The sequence below is a fragment of the Litchfieldella qijiaojingensis genome (genome assembly GCF_014651875.1).
GTDB lineage: Bacteria > Pseudomonadota > Gammaproteobacteria > Pseudomonadales > Halomonadaceae > Litchfieldella > Litchfieldella qijiaojingensis.
In genome coordinates this window covers 104668-120488 of the sequence record NZ_BMXS01000002.1, presented here as the reverse complement: position 1 = coordinate 120488, position 15821 = coordinate 104668, and the positions used below count along the sequence as shown (strand labels likewise).

Annotated in this window: 18 protein-coding genes; 17 read left to right on the top strand and 1 reads right to left on the bottom strand. The window is 62.1% G+C overall.

Features of this window, described 5'->3' with window-relative positions:
* Positions 1–164: 164 nt before the first annotated feature.
* Positions 165–752, bottom strand: a complete 588-nt coding sequence (locus IE093_RS02945; protein ID WP_189466058.1) for a Maf family protein — start codon at positions 750–752, stop codon at positions 165–167.
* Positions 753–899: 147 nt separating this feature from the next.
* Between IE093_RS02945 and IE093_RS02940 the strand changes: the two genes are divergently transcribed.
* The 17 genes from IE093_RS02940 to IE093_RS02860 all read left to right on the top strand — a co-directional run bounded on the left by IE093_RS02940 (position 900) and on the right by IE093_RS02860 (position 15815).
* On the top strand, positions 900–1427 hold the full coding sequence (locus IE093_RS02940) for a YceD family protein (protein WP_189466056.1): 528 nt from the start codon (positions 900–902) through the stop codon (positions 1425–1427).
* Positions 1428–1459: 32 nt separating this feature from the next.
* Positions 1460–1630, top strand: a complete 171-nt coding sequence (gene rpmF, locus IE093_RS02935; RefSeq protein ID WP_010627954.1) for a 50S ribosomal protein L32 — start codon at positions 1460–1462, stop codon at positions 1628–1630.
* Positions 1631–1673: 43 nt separating this feature from the next.
* Positions 1674–2765 carry a phosphate acyltransferase PlsX gene (gene plsX, locus IE093_RS02930; RefSeq protein ID WP_189466054.1) on the top strand — a complete coding sequence of 364 codons (1092 nt, stop codon included), beginning with the start codon at positions 1674–1676 and terminating at the stop codon, positions 2763–2765.
* 5 nt (positions 2766–2770) lie between these two features.
* The gene (gene fabD, locus IE093_RS02925; protein WP_189466052.1) at positions 2771–3724 is read left to right on the top strand and encodes an ACP S-malonyltransferase; all 954 of its coding nucleotides are present in this window, start codon (positions 2771–2773) and stop codon (positions 3722–3724) included.
* Positions 3725–3766: 42 nt separating this feature from the next.
* Positions 3767–4510, top strand: coding sequence for a 3-oxoacyl-ACP reductase FabG (gene fabG / locus IE093_RS02920; RefSeq protein ID WP_189466050.1), 744 nt, complete (start codon positions 3767–3769; stop codon positions 4508–4510).
* A gap of 102 nt (positions 4511–4612) precedes the next feature.
* Positions 4613–4846, top strand: coding sequence for an acyl carrier protein (gene acpP / locus IE093_RS02915; RefSeq protein WP_016414620.1), 234 nt, complete (start codon positions 4613–4615; stop codon positions 4844–4846).
* A gap of 239 nt (positions 4847–5085) precedes the next feature.
* The gene (gene fabF, locus IE093_RS02910; RefSeq protein WP_189466048.1) at positions 5086–6324 is read left to right on the top strand and encodes a beta-ketoacyl-ACP synthase II; all 1239 of its coding nucleotides are present in this window, start codon (positions 5086–5088) and stop codon (positions 6322–6324) included.
* A gap of 16 nt (positions 6325–6340) precedes the next feature.
* Entirely contained in the window at positions 6341–7165 is an 825-nt protein-coding gene (gene pabC / locus IE093_RS02905; RefSeq protein ID WP_189466046.1) for an aminodeoxychorismate lyase, read from the top strand.
* An 18-nt stretch (positions 7166–7183) separates the two neighbouring features.
* The gene (gene mltG, locus IE093_RS02900) at positions 7184–8185 is read left to right on the top strand and encodes an endolytic transglycosylase MltG (RefSeq protein WP_189466045.1); all 1002 of its coding nucleotides are present in this window, start codon (positions 7184–7186) and stop codon (positions 8183–8185) included.
* Positions 8186–8227: 42 nt separating this feature from the next.
* Entirely contained in the window at positions 8228–8881 is a 654-nt protein-coding gene (gene tmk, locus IE093_RS02895) for a dTMP kinase (protein WP_189466043.1), read from the top strand.
* The gene (locus tag IE093_RS02890; protein WP_189466040.1) at positions 8872–9873 is read left to right on the top strand and encodes a DNA polymerase III subunit delta'; all 1002 of its coding nucleotides are present in this window, start codon (positions 8872–8874) and stop codon (positions 9871–9873) included. The genes tmk and IE093_RS02890 overlap by 10 nt, the downstream gene beginning before the upstream one ends.
* Positions 9874–9912: 39 nt before the next feature.
* A complete protein-coding gene (locus IE093_RS02885; protein ID WP_189466039.1) occupies positions 9913–10248 on the top strand; it encodes a PilZ domain-containing protein in 336 nt (111 codons plus the stop codon).
* A 9-nt stretch (positions 10249–10257) separates the two neighbouring features.
* Positions 10258–11097, top strand: coding sequence for a TatD family hydrolase (locus IE093_RS02880; RefSeq protein WP_189466038.1), 840 nt, complete (start codon positions 10258–10260; stop codon positions 11095–11097).
* 32 nt (positions 11098–11129) lie between these two features.
* Positions 11130–11678: a DUF1285 domain-containing protein gene (locus IE093_RS02875; RefSeq protein WP_189466037.1), complete on the top strand. Its 549-nt coding sequence runs from the start codon at positions 11130–11132 to the stop codon at positions 11676–11678.
* A complete protein-coding gene (locus IE093_RS02870) occupies positions 11675–13885 on the top strand; it encodes an ATP-dependent helicase (RefSeq protein WP_189466036.1) in 2211 nt (736 codons plus the stop codon). Before IE093_RS02875 ends, IE093_RS02870 begins: the two co-directional genes overlap by 4 nt.
* Entirely contained in the window at positions 13882–14706 is an 825-nt protein-coding gene (locus IE093_RS02865) for a sulfurtransferase (protein WP_189466035.1), read from the top strand. Before IE093_RS02870 ends, IE093_RS02865 begins: the two co-directional genes overlap by 4 nt.
* 146 nt (positions 14707–14852) lie before the next feature.
* Positions 14853–15815, top strand: a complete 963-nt coding sequence (locus IE093_RS02860; protein ID WP_189466034.1) for a Gfo/Idh/MocA family protein — start codon at positions 14853–14855, stop codon at positions 15813–15815.
* Positions 15816–15821 lie beyond the last annotated feature (6 nt).

Genomic DNA, 15821 nt, shown 5'->3' with positions numbered 1-15821 from the left:
CTGCCTAATCGCTACGGGCTACGGGCTACGGGCTACGGGCTACGGGCTACGGGCTACGGGCTACGGGCTACGGGCTACGGGCTACGGGCTACGGGCTACGGGCGTTTTGCTGTCGTGGTTTTCGCAGCTCGTTGCCCGCAGCGCGAGGCCAAGATTGATTAGGCTTACGGCTCAGCGAGCGGGTCGAGGCCGGCTTCGCGCAGCATTTCGCATAGGCGGATGAGCGGCAGGCCGATCAGGGTATTGGGATCGTCCCCTTCGAGCTTCTCGAACAGGGCGATGCCCAGCCCCTCCATGCGAAAGCTGCCGGCGCAGTCCAGGGGCTGCTCGCGGGCGACATAATTGGCGATCTCGCGTTCGCCAAGGCGGCGAAACACCACGTCGTAGCGTTCGTGACAGACTCGGTGCAGGCCTTGGCGGGTGTCGAGCAGCGCCAGACCGGTCAAGAAGCGCACGCGCTGACCGGAGAAACGAGCCAGGGTAGCGCGGGCGACGGCTTCATTACCTGGTTTGCCAAGGATCTCGCCGTCGAATACCGCGACCTGGTCGGCGCCGATGATCAGGTGTGCCGGATACTCGTCGGCCAGGCGGCTTGCCTTGGTCAAGGCCAGGCGATGCACCAGCGCCTCAGGAGACTCGCCGGGGCGCGGGGTTTCGTCGATGTCGGGACTGGCCCACGCATAAGGCAGGTCGAGGCGGTCGAGCAGCTGGCGGCGCCAGCGCGATCCCGAGGCGAGAACCAGTGACGTCATGAGCATGTCCTCTGTGATGGCTAAGATGCCGGTGTCATCCATGGATCCCAGCAATATCGCTGGAAAGTCTGCCCAGCGCTGGCCAGGATTGTACAGTGCAACGGTTGCTTTGACAGGGGCGGGGCGAGTGCCTATCATTGCGCGCCTATGTTGACCACACGACTCCCGTTACAAGTCGAGCCCTACCGGCTCGCCGCCCAGGATGAACGCCTCGAGGGCTTGGTGGCTCTCGAGACCTTCGAGCGCTTGGCGTTGGATGCCGGTACGCAGGAGGGCGACTGCCAGGTGCGGCTCGATTTCGGTATCGATGCCCAGGGCCGGCGGATCATCGAGGGCTGGCTCGAGGCCGAGGTGCGGCTGCCTTGTCGCCGTTGTCTAGAGGCGATGCCTGTGCAGATCGAGAGTCATTTCCTGTTGGGGGTGGTCACGGATGACGCTCTGGCGGCCGAGCTGCCGAGCTCCCACGAGCCAGTGCTGGTGGAAAACGAACAGCTGAACCTCCTGACCGTGCTGGAGGATGAATTGATCCTCAGCCTGCCACAGGTGGTTTACCACGATGAGGCGCAGTGTGGCGTCTCTCGAGACCAGCTGACCAGCGGGGCGGACTCCGAGGCCTCGGAAAAGCCTGCTGCGAGCCCCTTCGAGGTGTTGCGCACCTTGAAAGGCAAATCCTGATTCAATGTCGATGCACTCTGGAGTGATATCCCATGGCAGTTCAACAGAACCGCAAGACCCGTTCCAAGCGCGGCATGCGTCGTAGCCACGATGCGCTGTCCGCGCCGACCCTGTCCCAGGACAAGGAGACCGGTACTACCCACCTGCGTCACCACGTCTCCCCTGACGGCTTCTATCGTGGTCGCAAGGTCGTCGACGTTTGAGTCGATGACCTTACTTGGCAGCGCTCGATAGCTGACGCTGACCGTGCGACTCGCCATCGATGCGATGGGCGGGGACTTTGGTCCCCGTGCCACCGTTGTGGGAGCTGCTCGCGCACTCCTCGCGCATCCTCGGTTGGAAGTGCGACTGTTTGGTCGCCAGGCCGAGCTGGAGGGTGTGATCGAGACATTACCGAGCTCGCTGACCGCTGTTCTGCCACGCCTCTCCCTGCAGCATTCACCGACCACCATTGCCGAGGCCATGAAGCCTTCGAGTGCGTTGCGTGCGCCTCGTGATTCGAGCCTGGCGATGATGCTTGATTGCGTGGCGGCAGGTGACGCGGATGCCGCAGTCAGTGCAGGCAATACTGGTGCCTTGATGGCACTTGCGCGGCGGGCGCTGGGCACGGTCGCCGGGGTGCCGCGTCCGGCAATCAGCACGGCGATTCCTACGCGGCTTGGTGATCGCTGCTATTTGCTCGACTTGGGTGCCAACGTCGAGGCCAGTGCCGAGCGGCTGGTGGACTTCGCCCTGATGGGCGATGTCATGGCGCGCGAGGTCGACGGGTTGCCGGCGCCTCGAGTGGCACTGTTGAACGTGGGCGTCGAGGGAACCAAAGGGACGGCCAGTGTGCGTCAGGCCGATGCCATGTTGCGCCGGGCAACGGATCTTGATTATCGGGGATTCGTCGAAGGCGACGGCATCTTTTCCGGGGACGTCGACGTGGTGGTCTGCGATGGCTTCGTTGGCAATGCGGTGCTCAAGGCCAGCGAAGGATTGGCGAAAATGCTGATCGATCGAGTCCAGCAGACTTTCGATGCTCACTGGACCAGCCGTCTGGTCGGGGTGTTGGCGCGTCCTGCCCTGCGTCGGTTGAAAAGCCAGCTTGATCCGGTGCGCTACAATGGTGCCAGTCTGCTGGGGTTGGGAGGCATCGTGGTCAAGAGCCATGGTGGAGCCGATGACACGGGCTTCGCCTATGCCGTATCGCGTGCCGTCCAGGAGGTCGAGCAGGCTCTTCCGGTTCGCCTTGCCTCGGAACTTGGCAGGCGCCGATCGGCAATTGCCGCAGTCGCCAGCCAGGGCGGTGGCGGGGCCGAAGCCTGCCGGCCCGATGAATACAATAGTGAAAGGTGATAGCCATGACACAATCCCTGGCCCTAGTGTTTCCGGGGCAGGGCTCCCAGCAAGTCGGAATGTTGCGGGAGCTGGCCGAACGCTACAGTGTGGTGCGAACGACCTTCGAAGAGGCCTCGGATGCCTTGGGGTACGATCTATGGAACGTCGTGCAGGAGGGGCCGGAAGAGGCGCTGAATGCCACGGCTTGCACGCAGCCGGCACTGCTTACGTCCAGCGTGGCCGTATGGCGTGTCTGGCAGGAGCTCGAAGGGCCGCGTCCGTTGGCCATGGCCGGCCATAGTCTGGGCGAATACAGCGCAATGGTTTGTGCCGGCGTATTGACCTTCGCTGAAGGGGTGCGGCTGGTACGTTTGCGCGGGGAGGCCATGCAGGAGGCGGTACCTATCGGTCAAGGTGCCATGGCCGCCATACTGGGCCTCGACGATGCCGCGGTGGAGCGAGCGTGTGAGGATGCCGCCCAGGGTGATGTGGTCTCGGCGGTCAACTATAATGCGCCTGGCCAAGTGGTGATCGCCGGCAGCAAGGCCGCCGTGGAGCGCGCCATTGCCCTGTGTCAGGAGGCGGGTGCCAAACGTGCAATGCCCTTGCCTGTGTCGGTGCCGTCGCATTGTGAGTTGATGCGTCCGGCGGCCGAGCGCCTGTCCGCTGCCATGCAGGAGATCGAGATTCGCCCGCCGCGCTATACCGTGGTCCAGAATGTCGATGCCCAAGCACATGCCGATGTCGAGACGTTGCGTTCACGCTTGATCGAGCAGCTCTATCGGCCGGTGCGCTGGACCGCTTGCATCGAAACGATGCTTTCCCAGGGGGCCGAAGTGTTCATCGAGTGCGGTCCCGGCAAGGTGCTGACGGGACTCAACAAGCGTATCGCGCGTGGCAGCAAGGGGCTGGCGGTCAACGATCCGGACAGCCTGGCTGCGGCGCTGGAGCTGGCCCGGGACATGGCCAACGGCTGAATGTACAGCCCGACAACGACGTAGACTCATTCAGGATAGATTATGACAAGCGTTCGCAGAGTTGCCCTGGTCACCGGTGCCAGTCGAGGTATCGGACGTGCCATCGCCCATGAACTTGGGCGCCAGGGGCGAGTGGTCATCGGTACCGCCACCAGTGATCAAGGTGCCGAGAAGATCGACGCCGACCTCAAGGAGCAGGGAATCGAGGGTGCCGGTCGTCAGCTCGACGTGACCGATCAAGCCAGTGTCGATGCGTTGATCAAATCGATCGGCGAAGAGTTCGGGGCACCGACGATTCTGGTCAATAATGCCGGCATTACGCGCGACAATCTTCTGATGCGCATGAAGGAAGAAGAGTGGGACGCGGTGCTCGATACCAACCTCAAGTCCGTCTATCGTGTCTCCAAGGCTTGCCTGCGTGGCATGACCAAGGCACGCTTCGGTCGTATCGTCAGTATCAGTTCAGTGGTCGCGACCATGGGCAACCTGGGGCAGAGCAATTATGCTGCGGCCAAGGCTGGCATGGAGGGGTTCTCTCGTGCCTTGGCACGTGAGGTGGCATCGCGCAATATCACCGTCAACGCCGTGGCGCCCGGCTTCATTGCTACCGACATGACTGAATCGCTGCCGGAGGCTCAGCAGGAGGCGTTATTGGCGCAAATCCCGTTGGCACGCCTGGGGCAACCCGAAGAGATTGCCGCCGCCGTGGCCTTTTTGACCAGCGATGCGGCCAGCTACATTACCGGCGAGACCTTGCAGGTCAATGGCGGCATGAACATGCGGTGACGGCTCGGTCGACGCTTGTGTTGCGTCGGCGAGGGGCGGTCTATAAACTACCCCGCAGCTTTTTTGGCTTGCGGATTTCGTACGACTAGGAGTGACGACATAATGAGCACCATCGAAGAGCGCGTGAAGAAGGTTGTGGCCGAGCGTCTGAACGTCAAGGAAGAGGACATCCAGAACACTTCTTCCTTCACCGAGGATCTCGGCGCGGATTCCCTGGATACCGTCGAGTTGGTGATGGCGCTCGAAGAGGAATTCGATACCGAAATCCCCGACGAAGAAGCCGAGAAGATCACCACCGTTCAGGAAGCGATCGACTACGTCAACGCTCATCAGTAAGTCGTGACGTCACGTTCGTGACCGTAGCGGAACGCAGCACTGGTTACAGTGTCTGTAATAAGAGCCGTTCTGGATACAGGACGGCTCTCGTTTTTTGACAAGCATGGAAGTCTGACCCGACGGATTTGCAACTCGGGGCACATAGCCGAGTTGTTCAGGTATAATGCGCAAAGTCATGGCAGGGCTCCCGCTTTCATTGGCGGAGTGGCTTGCCAACCAGAAAGTCGGGAGGAAAACTGATGCCTCGTAAAAGGGTCGTGGTGACCGGGCTCGGTGTGGTAACGCCGGTCGGCAACACCGTCAAGGAAAGCTGGGACAACATCCTGGCAGGCAAGAGTGGCATCGCTGCCATCGAGCACTTCGATACCACCGGGCTCAATACCCGGTTCGGAGGTTCGGTGAAGGGGTTCGACATCAGTCCATATCTCAACCCCAAGGATGCCCGTAAGATGGATCTGTTCATCCAGTACGGGGTGGCGGCCGGTGCACAGGCGATTCAGGATGCCGGGCTCGAATGCACCGAAGAGAACGCTCACCGTATCGGTGTGGCGATCGGCTCGGGCATCGGTGGGCTGCCAATGATCGAGCATAATCACCAGGCTCTGCTCAAGGGCGGCGCAAGGCGTATCTCGCCGTTCTTCGTGCCGGGGTCGATCATCAACATGATTTCCGGCAACCTGGCGATCCAGCATGGCTTCCGTGGACCCAATATCGCCATCACCACTGCCTGTACCACCGGGACTCACAATATCGGCTACAGCGCGCGTACCATTGCCTATGGCGATGCCGACGTGATGCTGTGCGGCGGAGCCGAAATGGCGACTACGCCACTGGGGTTGGGCGGCTTCTCCGCCGCGCGTGCACTATCGACGCGCAATGACGATCCAGCGGCCGCGAGTCGCCCGTGGGATCGCGACCGCGACGGCTTCGTGCTTTCCGATGGCGCTGGGGTCCTGGTGTTGGAGGAATACGAACATGCCAAGGCACGCGGGGCGCGGATCTATGCCGAATTGACCGGTTTCGGCATGAGCGATGACGCTTTCCACATGACCGCGCCGCCGGAAAACGGCAGCGGTGCAGCACTGTCGATGAGCAATGCCATTCGCGATGCAGGCATCGCCCCGTCGCGCATCGACTACATCAATGCTCATGGTACCTCTACCGCCGCGGGAGACCTGGCCGAGACTCGGGCCGTCAAGCAGGTCATGGGTGATGCGGCGAAGCACGTGGCGGTCAGTTCGACCAAGTCAATGATTGGCCACCTGCTGGGCGCGGCCGGTGCGGTCGAGGCCGTGTTCAGTGTGCTGGCGATTCGCGACCAGATTGCACCGCCGACCATCAACCTGGACAACCCACAAGAGGGTTGTGATCTCGATTATGTGCCGCATACCGCAAGGGAGATGAAAATCGATGTCGTCCTGTCGAACTCGTTCGGCTTCGGTGGCACCAATGGCTCGTTGATCTTTACCCGGTTGTGATACCTGAGGTCGAGCCATGTTGAGTGGTGACGCCCCGCTGCCAGTGGATGATCGCGGGGTGGCCTACGGCGATGGGCTGTTCGAGACGGTGTTGGTGCGCGATGGCCGGCCCTGCCTGTGGGATTACCACATGGCACGTTTGCAGGCCGGTTGTCGACGGCTGGGAATCCCCATGCCGGAGCGCGACGTTCTCGATCGTTTGCCCGCTCAGGCAGGCGTGGGGCTTCTTGTGCTCAAGCTGATCCTGACGCGGGGCTCCGGTGGCCGGGGCTACCTCCCTCCCGAGGCCCCTGAGCCTCACCTGCGTTGGCAATGCCTGCCATTCACGGCCAATGAGCGGAACTGGCGAGAAGGTGTGCGGATTCGCCACTGCGTATTGCGCTTGGCGATCCAGCCCGCTCTGGCTGGCCTGAAGCACTTGAACCGACTGGAAAACGTGCTGGCACGCCGCGAGTGGTCAGATCCAGGAACGGCGGAAGGGCTATTGTGTGATCAAGGAGGCCGCATGGTCGAGGCGACCTGCATGAATGTCTTCTGGCGTCGCCGCGGTGTGCTGGAAACGCCAGGTCTCGATCGTTGCGGAGTGGCCGGCACGTTACGCCAAGCGCTGCTCGAACGGTTGGCGATCACCGAAGTCGAAGCCGATCCCCGGATTCTTGGCGAAGCGGAGGCGCTGTGGCTGGGTAATTCGGTGCAAGGCGTCTGGCCCGTGATCCGGCTCGACGACACCGAAGGGCATCCTTTGGTCGAATGGCAGCTGACCGATATCCATCGCGAATTCCAGAATGTGGCTCAACCTTTGCTGGGCTACCCGGCTCTTCCCCTGACAGGAACGTCCTGAGGCGATCGAGGAAACGAGATGCGTGCGGTGAAAGTGTTACTGGTGTTGGCCGTGCTGACGGCGATTGCGGGCTTCGGGGCATATCGTTACTGGCAGAGTCGCCTGGAAGCGCCGATTGCCGTGGACGAGCCAACCCTCTACGAGGTACCACGTGGCGCTGGTTATAATCTGGTGGTGGCGGATCTGGCGGCTCGTGGGATCATCGATGACGAGTGGGCCTTTCGGCTGCTGACGCGCCTCGAGCCCGAGGCGGTACCGCAATTGCGGCTCGGAGAGTACATGCTCGAGCCAGGCATGAGTGGCCGCGAACTGATTGCTTTGCTGGGTAGCGACGATGTGGTCACCTATCCGTTGACCATTCCCGAAGGCTGGACTTTCCGCCAGATGCGTGAACTGCTTGCGAGCGCTCCCAAGCTCGAGCAGCTCACGGCGGAGATGAGCGATGAAGCGATCATGGCCGAACTGGGACGGGAAAGCGAACATCCAGAAGGGTGGTTCTTTCCCGATACCTACCGTTACCACAAGGGCATGAGCGACCTGGATATCTTGCGCCAGTCTCACAAGCGTATGGAAAGTCAGCTCGAGGAAGTGTGGGCGGAACGCGCCGATGACCTGCCCATCGACACTCCTTATGAGGCACTGATCATGGCCTCGCTGATCGAGCGTGAAACCGGGGCCCCTGGGGAGCGGCGCGAGATCGCCGGAGTCTTCAAGCGGCGCATGGAGTCCGGGATGCGCCTGCAGACCGATCCCACAGTGATCTACGGCATGGGAGAGCGCTACAATGGCCGGATCACCCGCGCCGACCTTCAAGAGGCGACGCCATACAACACCTATGTCATCGATGGCATGCCACCGACACCGATCGCTTTGCCAGGCCGGGCATCGTTGGAGGCCGCAGTGAATCCCCAGCCCGGAAATACCCTGTACTTCGTCGCCAAAGGCGATGGTACCCACCATTTTTCCCGCAGCCTGCGGGAGCACAATGCGGCGATCAGGCGCTATATCATCAATCGCTGAGCAGGTCACGGCAGTCGTCACATGGCAACGCCCAGGAGCCACATGAACAGGCGCGGACGATTTATCACCCTGGAAGGGGGCGAAGGAGTCGGCAAGAGCACCAACCTCGACTGGGTTTGCTCTTGGTTGGATGAGCGCGGCATCGAGGTGGTGCGGACCCGTGAGCCTGGGGGCACGCCGCGCGCGGAAGCCATTCGTGAGTTGCTGCTCGATCCTTCCTCTCAGGAGCCACTGGATGACGATGCCGAGTTGTTGCTGGTGTTCGCCGCACGTGCCCAGCATCTGGCCCAAGTCATTCGTCCGGCGCTGGCGCGTGGTGCTTGGGTGGTCTGCGACCGTTTCACCGACGCCACCTTCGCCTACCAAGGGGGGGGGCGTGGGCTCGACATGCAGCGTATCGCGACGTTGGAGGCCTTGGTGCAGCGTGGCCTGACACCGGACCTGACCCTGTTGCTGGACATGTCGATTGAGGCCGCCCAGGAGCGGGTCGATCAGCGTTTGGGACAGCAGGGAGGGCAGCGCGATCGCTTTGAACGCGAGCGCCAGGCTTTCTTCCAGGCGGTACGGGATGCCTATCTGGCGCGCGCCGCCGCCGAACCGGCGCGCATAGCGGTCATTGACGCCTCGCATTCGCTGCCGGCAGTGCAGGCAGAGCTGGCTGAACACCTCGAACGGCAGGTGGCGCTATGGCGGTAGGTCCAGCAACGGAGAGTCTGCCATACCCGTGGCAGCAAGAACTGTGGCGCAAGCTGGTTGCCTTGCAAGCCAGCGGCCGCATGCCCCATGCCTTGCTGCTGTCGGGGCCTCAAGGACTCGGCAAGCAAGCGCTGGCCGAAGCCTTGGTGAGACGCACACTGTGTCATGCTCCCGGCGAGACCGCCTGTGGGCGTTGCCATAGCTGTGCGATGCTGGCTTCCGGCTATCATCCGGACCTGATGCGCATCAGTCCTGCCGAAAAGAGTCGTCAGATCCGTATCGACCCCATTCGCGAGGTGAACGGCTTCGTCGCCCAGACGGCCCAGCAGGGAGGTTATCGGGTGATCGTGCTGCAGCCTGCCGAAGCCATGAACGTGGCCGCCTCCAATGCCTTGCTGAAGAGCCTCGAAGAGCCCGGCGGCCGCACGTTGTTCGTGCTGCTCGCCGACACTCCTTCGCGGATGTTGCCGACCATCCGCTCGCGCTGCCAGCACTGGAGCCTGGCGATACCGGCGGCACAGGAATGCTTGCCGTGGTTGTCGCAGGCCTTGGGAGACGGCCAGGACGCCTCGTTCTGGCTGAACATGGCCAGCGGACGCCCCTTGCTGGCGCTCGAGTTGGCTACACCCGAGGCGCGTGGGTTGCGGCAGGAGCTTCACGAGCTGTTCGATGCCCTGGTGCGTGGTGCCGAGCCGGTCGCCGAGGCTTCACGGCTAGCCAGACATCCAGTGGAAAGCGTGTTGTGGTACGGTATCGCTTGGCTGGAGGACCTGATTCGTCTGGGACTATCAGGCGATAGCTGCGGGGTACGCGATCCCGACTTGCTGCCCCTATATCGCCAGGCGGTCAAGAATGGCCGGGTGCGCGATTGGTTTCGCTTACTCGATTATGCCCGTGAGCAGCGTCGCTTGCTGGCGATAGGAGGCAACCCCAATTCGCAGTTGGTACTGGAAGCTTGGCTGGTGCGCTGGTCGGCGTTGTTACGCTCATGAGCGACCCCAAGGGGCGCGTCCTTTATCCGGAGGCTTCGCATGGCGGGACAGGAAACGCTGTCATTGACCATCCAGGATGCTGCGGCCCTGTTGTCGGCCTATATGCCATGGCTGGAACGTGGTGGGATTTTCCTGCCCACCAAGGAGCACTACCCGCTGGGTCAAGACGTTTTCCTGCTGTTGACTTTGCCCGGTGAGAACGAACGACTGCCGGTGACCGGTCAGGTGGTCTGGGTATCGCCGCCAGGTGTGTCTGGGCGCCGGATACCGGGGATCGGCATTCAATTCCGCGCCGAGGACCAGGCCGTGCGTGATCGCATCGAGACGCACTTGGCCGGCCATCTCGACAAAGGCGCATCGACATATACGCTGTAAGGTTTTGCCATGTTCATCGACTCGCACTGTCATCTCGATCGACTCGACCTGAGCGCCTATGAGGGCGATCTCGGGGCCGCGCTGGAGGCAGCGCGGGTACGTGGTGTGCGCCAGTTCCTGGCCATTGCCGTGACCTTGGAGGATGTTCCGGGGTTGGCGGCCTTGTCACGCATCCATCAGGACGTTGTGATTTCCGCTGGTGTGCATCCGCTGCATGACGTGGCAGAAGAGCCCTCGGTCGACGACATCAAGGAATGCGCAGAGGCTCACCAGGCCGTGGCCATCGGCGAGACCGGACTCGATTACCACTACGATAGCGTGCCGCGCGAGCGGCAGCGCGAGCGGCAGCGCGAGCGGTTCACTCGCCATCTGATCGCCGCCAGCGATCTCGAATTGCCGGTGGTCATCCATACCCGCGAGGCGAAGGACGATACCCTGGCACTGATTCGCGAGCATACTGACCCGGCGGTAGGAGGTGTGTTGCACTGTTTCACCGAGGACCTGGACATGGCGCGTGAAGCGGTGCGCCATGGCTTCTATATCTCTCTGTCCGGTATCGTGACGTTCCGCAATGCCGGTTCGCTGCGCGAGCTGGCGCGTCGCCTTCCCCTCGATCGTCTGTTGATCGAGACCGACAGTCCCTATTTGGCGCCAGTACCTCACCGCGGCAAACCCAACGAACCGCAATGGGTGGTCGAGGTCGCCGAGTGCATCGCCCGGGAACGCGGAATCAGTGTCGATGAGGTCGCCATGCAGACCACGGTGAATTTCCATCGACTATTTCGCGCCGCAGCCCCCCAGGTGAGTGACGAGATGAAAGCATCGTTGGCCCAGGCCGGTCTAAGCTGATTCTTGTCTGGCATCGCCACGGAGGTCGACTCATGTCCCTGGAACCCTTGCTGGCTCATATCGATCCCGAAGGCGACATTGCGCCTGTGGATCGCTGGGATCCGCCGCTCAGCGGTGAGATGGATCTGGTGATCGCCGCGGACGGGCGTTGGATCCATGAAGGAGTGGTCTTTACGCGACCAAGACTGATACGGCTGCTGTCCACGATTCTCCGGCGCGATGCCGATGGCGACTACTACCTGGTCTCTCCGCAAGAGAAGTGGCGCATTCATGTCGAAGACCGGCCCTTCCTTGTGGTCGATGCCGAACAGCAGAACACCAATTGGACGTTGACCACCAATGTTGGTGACCGGGTCATGCTGGACGCTTCGCACTCATTCTCTCTCAGCAAAACACCAAGTGGCGTAGTGGTGCCTGAAGTCCCGGTGCGTTTCGGGCTCTCTGCTCGCCTCAATCGCAATGTCTATTACCACCTGGTGGAACGAGCCGAGTCCCGCGAACAGGACGGAGACGTCGAACTGGGGCTGCTGAGTGGCGAACACTGGCATCCCTTGGGGCGGCTAGGCGTGGACGCCTCGTGAGATTGACCGAGCAGCAACGTGCCGTAGTGACCCATGCCTCGGGCCATGCTCGAGTTGCCGCGGTTGCCGGTGCCGGCAAGACCACCACCATGGTGGCGCGTGTCCTGCATCTGCTAGCGAACGGGGTGGCACCGAACCGTATTCTGGTCCTGATGTTCAACCGTGCCGCCCGCGAGGACTTTACCGCCAAGCTGTCACGCCTGGCACCGACCGGGCAACGGCTGCCCGACGTGCGTACCTTCCATTCGATCGGCCACCGCCTGACCCAATCCTTGACTCGTTGGGGTGCCCTGGCACCGCGCCAGCTGCTGTCGCATGAATGGCAACGCGAACGTCTACTGCGTCAAGCGACGCTGCTGGCGCTACAAGGCGACGACGCGGCCCTGGAAACGGCGCTCGAAGTCGAACGGCTCGATGCATTGGGGCATTTCTGCGAACTGGTCAAGGCTGAGATGGTGGCGCCCGATGAACTCTATGGACGCCTGGATTTTGGTTCCGACACCGAGCATTTCGTTGCTGCCTTCGATCGCTTCGAGACCTTGCTCGAAGATCACGCCCTGATGACCTATGCCGACCTGCTCTATCGGCCCTTGCGGGCATTGGAAGCCGATGCCCGGCTGCGGGAGCGGGTCCAGGGATTTCTCGACCATGTGATCATCGACGAGTATCAGGACATCAATCTTGCTCAGCAACGGCTGCTGGCGCTGTTAGCCGGTCGCCAGGCCGCGGTGATGGCAGTGGGCGACGCCAACCAGTGCATCTATGAATGGCGTGGAGCGCGACCCGATACCATGCTCGAGAATTTCACCGCGACCTTCGGTGCGGCTCGCGACTATCCATTGTCGATGACCTTTCGCCACGGCCATGCCTTGGCCCTGGCGGCCAATCATGCAATCGCCGCCAATCGCCGTCGCCCCGATCAGTTGTGTCTGGCCGCGCCGGACAATCCCGATACCCGGATCGAAGTGGGACAGGGCGGCGCGCGGCTGGTCGAGGCCCTTGGGCAGTGGTGCGCCTCGGGCCGTTCACTGAATGAAGCCTGTATTCTGGTGCGAAGTTGGGCGCTGTCGGTGTCGGTACAGTTGCAACTGTTGCGGGCCGGTATCCCCTTTCGGCTCGCCCGCGAGGACCGCTTCGTTTTTCGCTTGCCGCTGGTGCAAGCCCTGGCCGGTTACCTCGAATTGGCCCGACACGCTGACCTGCTGCGCGAACCACGACATCTTTTGATGCTGTTGGCACAGCCGACTCCCTTCGTGGCTCGCGATCGACTCGTTCACCTGGCCCAGCGACTGGCCGACAGTCAGCGCTGGCCGGAGCGACATGATCCGTTGTTGGCAGGCCTCAAGCCGATTCAGCGACGCAATCTCAAGCGCCGCTGGGAACTGCTGTGCGAGCTGCCGCGGTTGGCCAACTGGCCGCCGGCCAAACTGCTCGAGCACGTGGTGGAGCGTCTCGATGCCGAAAAGATCCTCAAGCGGGCCGCGGCGCGTCGCGAGAAGGGTGAGGAAGATGTGCGTCTGCTCGATGTATTGATCGAACAGGCCGGTGAACTGGCTGGCGACCCGGAGGCCTTTATCGCGATGCTTGGCAACCCGGTGGAAAATCGTGACGATGGAGTGCTGATCACCACCGTGCATGGCGCCAAGGGGCTGGAGTGGCCCTGGGTGGCCCTCTGGGGTACCAATGAAGAAGATTTTCCCCACTACACTCGCGATACGCCGCTGGATGCGGATAGGCTTGAAGAGGAGCGTCGGCTGTTCTACGTGGCGATTACTCGGGCCCGGGAGCGGTTATGGATTCTGCATGACACGGGAGAGCATCGTCCTAGCCGCTTCATGGCTGAAATGGCGTGGCAGGATTGCCAGATGGTAGCCGAAGCTCTAGACATGCCGCCGGAAACCCCGCTCGAGGTTGCCTCGCCACGACTGGTCGAGCGTTATCTCGCCGCCTTGGGGCAATCCTTACCCGTTCAGGCCGTACGACTGACCGACGGGGTCGCCAGTGCGACCGCTCCGTATGTGGCGGACGAGATATGCTTCGATGTCGGGCAACGTGTGCGCCATGCAGTGTTTGGCGAGGGCGAGATACAAGTCGTCGAGGGAGACCCGGACAATCCGGTGATCGAGGTACGCTTCGCCCACGCGGGCAAGAGACGACTGATCGCCCGGCGGGCCCCTTTGGCGATACTTGAAGGAGAGCAAGCATGAGTGACAGTCTGATCACTGCACCCGAACTGCAAGCCTGGCTGATAACGGCAACTCCGATAACGATACTAGACTGCCGGGCTCGATTGGGGGACCTCTCGGCTGGGGAAAGCTTGTGGCGTGACGGCCACATCCCCGGCAGTCGGCACCTCGACCTTGATCGCGACCTGGCTGCGGCACCGGGTGAGGGTGGTCGCCATCCGCTGCCGAGCCAAGCAGCCTTTACCGCCACTCTTCAGCGTCTGGGTATCACACCCCAGATGCCGGTTGTGGTCTACGACGACATGGGAGGGCAATTGGCGGCAGCCCGCGCCTGGTGGATGCTGCACTGCTGGGCAAGGCATCCACAGGTGCGCGTGCTCGACGGCGGGCTGCCGGCGTGGCAAGCGCTTGGCGAGCGGCTCGAGACCGGCGAGGAGGAAAAACGCCTGCCCAGCACCTGGCAACCGGATTACGACGAGGCGGCCGTGACCGACGCGGAGGAGGTCGCCGTCACTTCCGCTCTCAAGCTCGATGCTCGTGCCTGGCCTCGCTTTCGCGGCGAGAGCGAGCCGATCGACCCCGTTGCAGGACATATTCCCGGAGCACAGTGTCGACCCAGTGCCGATAACCTGAGAACAGATGGCCGTTTCAAGGCTGCCACCGTGCTCGATGCCGAGCTTCCCGCCGCTCCTGAGGTGATTGCTTATTGCGGTTCCGGCGTTACCGCCTGCCACAATGTCTTGGCCTATGCCGTTGCTGGCCGCCCCTTGCCCCGTCTTTATGCCGGTTCCTGGAGTCATTGGATTCGCGACCCGGGACGACCGGTTGCCATCGGCAATTGACAAGCGTCGGCTTTCCAGTGGCTATTGCGAATGCGAGGCGGACAGTATCCAGTCCCTGACGTTACCCTACTAGCTGCCTGTCAGGGCGTGTCATGACACCTGCTTCATCGCATTCGGTAGTACGGAGACAAAGGAAGGGGTCTTTCATGAAGCACTTTGCAGTGATTGGCGCGGCCGGCTATATCGCACCTCGCCACATGCAGGCCATCAAGGACACCGGCAATACCCTGGTGGCGGCCTACGACATCAACGATTCGGTAGGGATCATCGACTCCATTTCGACCGACTGCGCCTTCTTCACCGAGTTCGAGCGCTTTCTCGAGCATATCTGGCGACTCAAGCGGAGGGGTGATCAAGTACTGGACTACATGGTGGTCTGCTCTCCCAATCACCTGCACAGCGCCCACATCGTCGCCGGCCTCCAGTTGGGCTGTGATGTGATTTGCGAGAAGCCGCTGGTGCCCACCGTCGAGCAACTCGACGAACTGCGTCTCGTCGAAGCGGAAAGCGAGCGGCACATTTACACCATCATGCAGCTGCGTCACCACCCGGCCATCCATGAACTGCGCGACAAGGTGATGGCCGAACGGCGCGATACCAAGTACGAGGTGGAGCTGACCTATATCACCTCCCGCGGGCCTTGGTACCAGGCCAGCTGGAAGGGTGACCCGCGCAAGTCGTTCGGCGTGGAAGCCGACATCGGTGTGCACTTCTTCGACATGCTGCATCTGATCTTCGGTGAACTGCAGCGCAACGTCGTGCACTATGGCGACGATCACAAGGTGGCTGGCTTCCTGGAGTACGAGAAGGCCAGGGTACGCTGGTTCCTTTCCATCGATGCCCAGGACCTCCCGGAGTCGGTACGTGGCCAGCAGCCAACCTTCCGTTCTCTCACCTGTGACGGCGAGGAGTTCGAGTTCTCCGGTGGCTTCACCGACCTGCACGTCGTCAGCTATCGCGAGATCCTGGCCGGCCGTGGCTTCGGCATCGACGCGGTGCGCCACAGCCTGGAAACCGTTCAGGCTGTGCGTCTCGCGCAGCGGGAGGCGCCCCAGGAGGGTGAGGCCCACCCCCGGCTGCTGGCATTGGGCTTGGCTTCGACCCCGTGAAGGAGA

What these genes read in the sequence shown, in the direction of transcription:
- IE093_RS02945 (WP_189466058.1), bottom strand. Translation starts at nt 752, where the DNA reads ATGACGTCACTGGTTCTCGCCTCGGGATCGCGCTGGCGCCGCCAGCTG.
- IE093_RS02940 (WP_189466056.1), top strand. Translation starts at nt 900, where the DNA reads ATGTTGACCACACGACTCCCGTTACAAGTCGAGCCCTACCGGCTCGCC.
- rpmF (WP_010627954.1), top strand. Translation starts at nt 1,460, where the DNA reads ATGGCAGTTCAACAGAACCGCAAGACCCGTTCCAAGCGCGGCATGCGT.
- fabD (WP_189466052.1), top strand. Translation starts at nt 2,771, where the DNA reads ATGACACAATCCCTGGCCCTAGTGTTTCCGGGGCAGGGCTCCCAGCAA.
- fabG (WP_189466050.1), top strand. Translation starts at nt 3,767, where the DNA reads ATGACAAGCGTTCGCAGAGTTGCCCTGGTCACCGGTGCCAGTCGAGGT.
- acpP (WP_016414620.1), top strand. Translation starts at nt 4,613, where the DNA reads ATGAGCACCATCGAAGAGCGCGTGAAGAAGGTTGTGGCCGAGCGTCTG.
- fabF (WP_189466048.1), top strand. Translation starts at nt 5,086, where the DNA reads ATGCCTCGTAAAAGGGTCGTGGTGACCGGGCTCGGTGTGGTAACGCCG.
- pabC (WP_189466046.1), top strand. Translation starts at nt 6,341, where the DNA reads ATGTTGAGTGGTGACGCCCCGCTGCCAGTGGATGATCGCGGGGTGGCC.
- mltG (WP_189466045.1), top strand. Translation starts at nt 7,184, where the DNA reads ATGCGTGCGGTGAAAGTGTTACTGGTGTTGGCCGTGCTGACGGCGATT.
- tmk (WP_189466043.1), top strand. Translation starts at nt 8,228, where the DNA reads ATGAACAGGCGCGGACGATTTATCACCCTGGAAGGGGGCGAAGGAGTC.
- IE093_RS02890 (WP_189466040.1), top strand. Translation starts at nt 8,872, where the DNA reads ATGGCGGTAGGTCCAGCAACGGAGAGTCTGCCATACCCGTGGCAGCAA.
- IE093_RS02885 (WP_189466039.1), top strand. Translation starts at nt 9,913, where the DNA reads ATGGCGGGACAGGAAACGCTGTCATTGACCATCCAGGATGCTGCGGCC.
- IE093_RS02880 (WP_189466038.1), top strand. Translation starts at nt 10,258, where the DNA reads ATGTTCATCGACTCGCACTGTCATCTCGATCGACTCGACCTGAGCGCC.
- IE093_RS02875 (WP_189466037.1), top strand. Translation starts at nt 11,130, where the DNA reads ATGTCCCTGGAACCCTTGCTGGCTCATATCGATCCCGAAGGCGACATT.
- IE093_RS02865 (WP_189466035.1), top strand. Translation starts at nt 13,882, where the DNA reads ATGAGTGACAGTCTGATCACTGCACCCGAACTGCAAGCCTGGCTGATA.
- IE093_RS02860 (WP_189466034.1), top strand. Translation starts at nt 14,853, where the DNA reads ATGAAGCACTTTGCAGTGATTGGCGCGGCCGGCTATATCGCACCTCGC.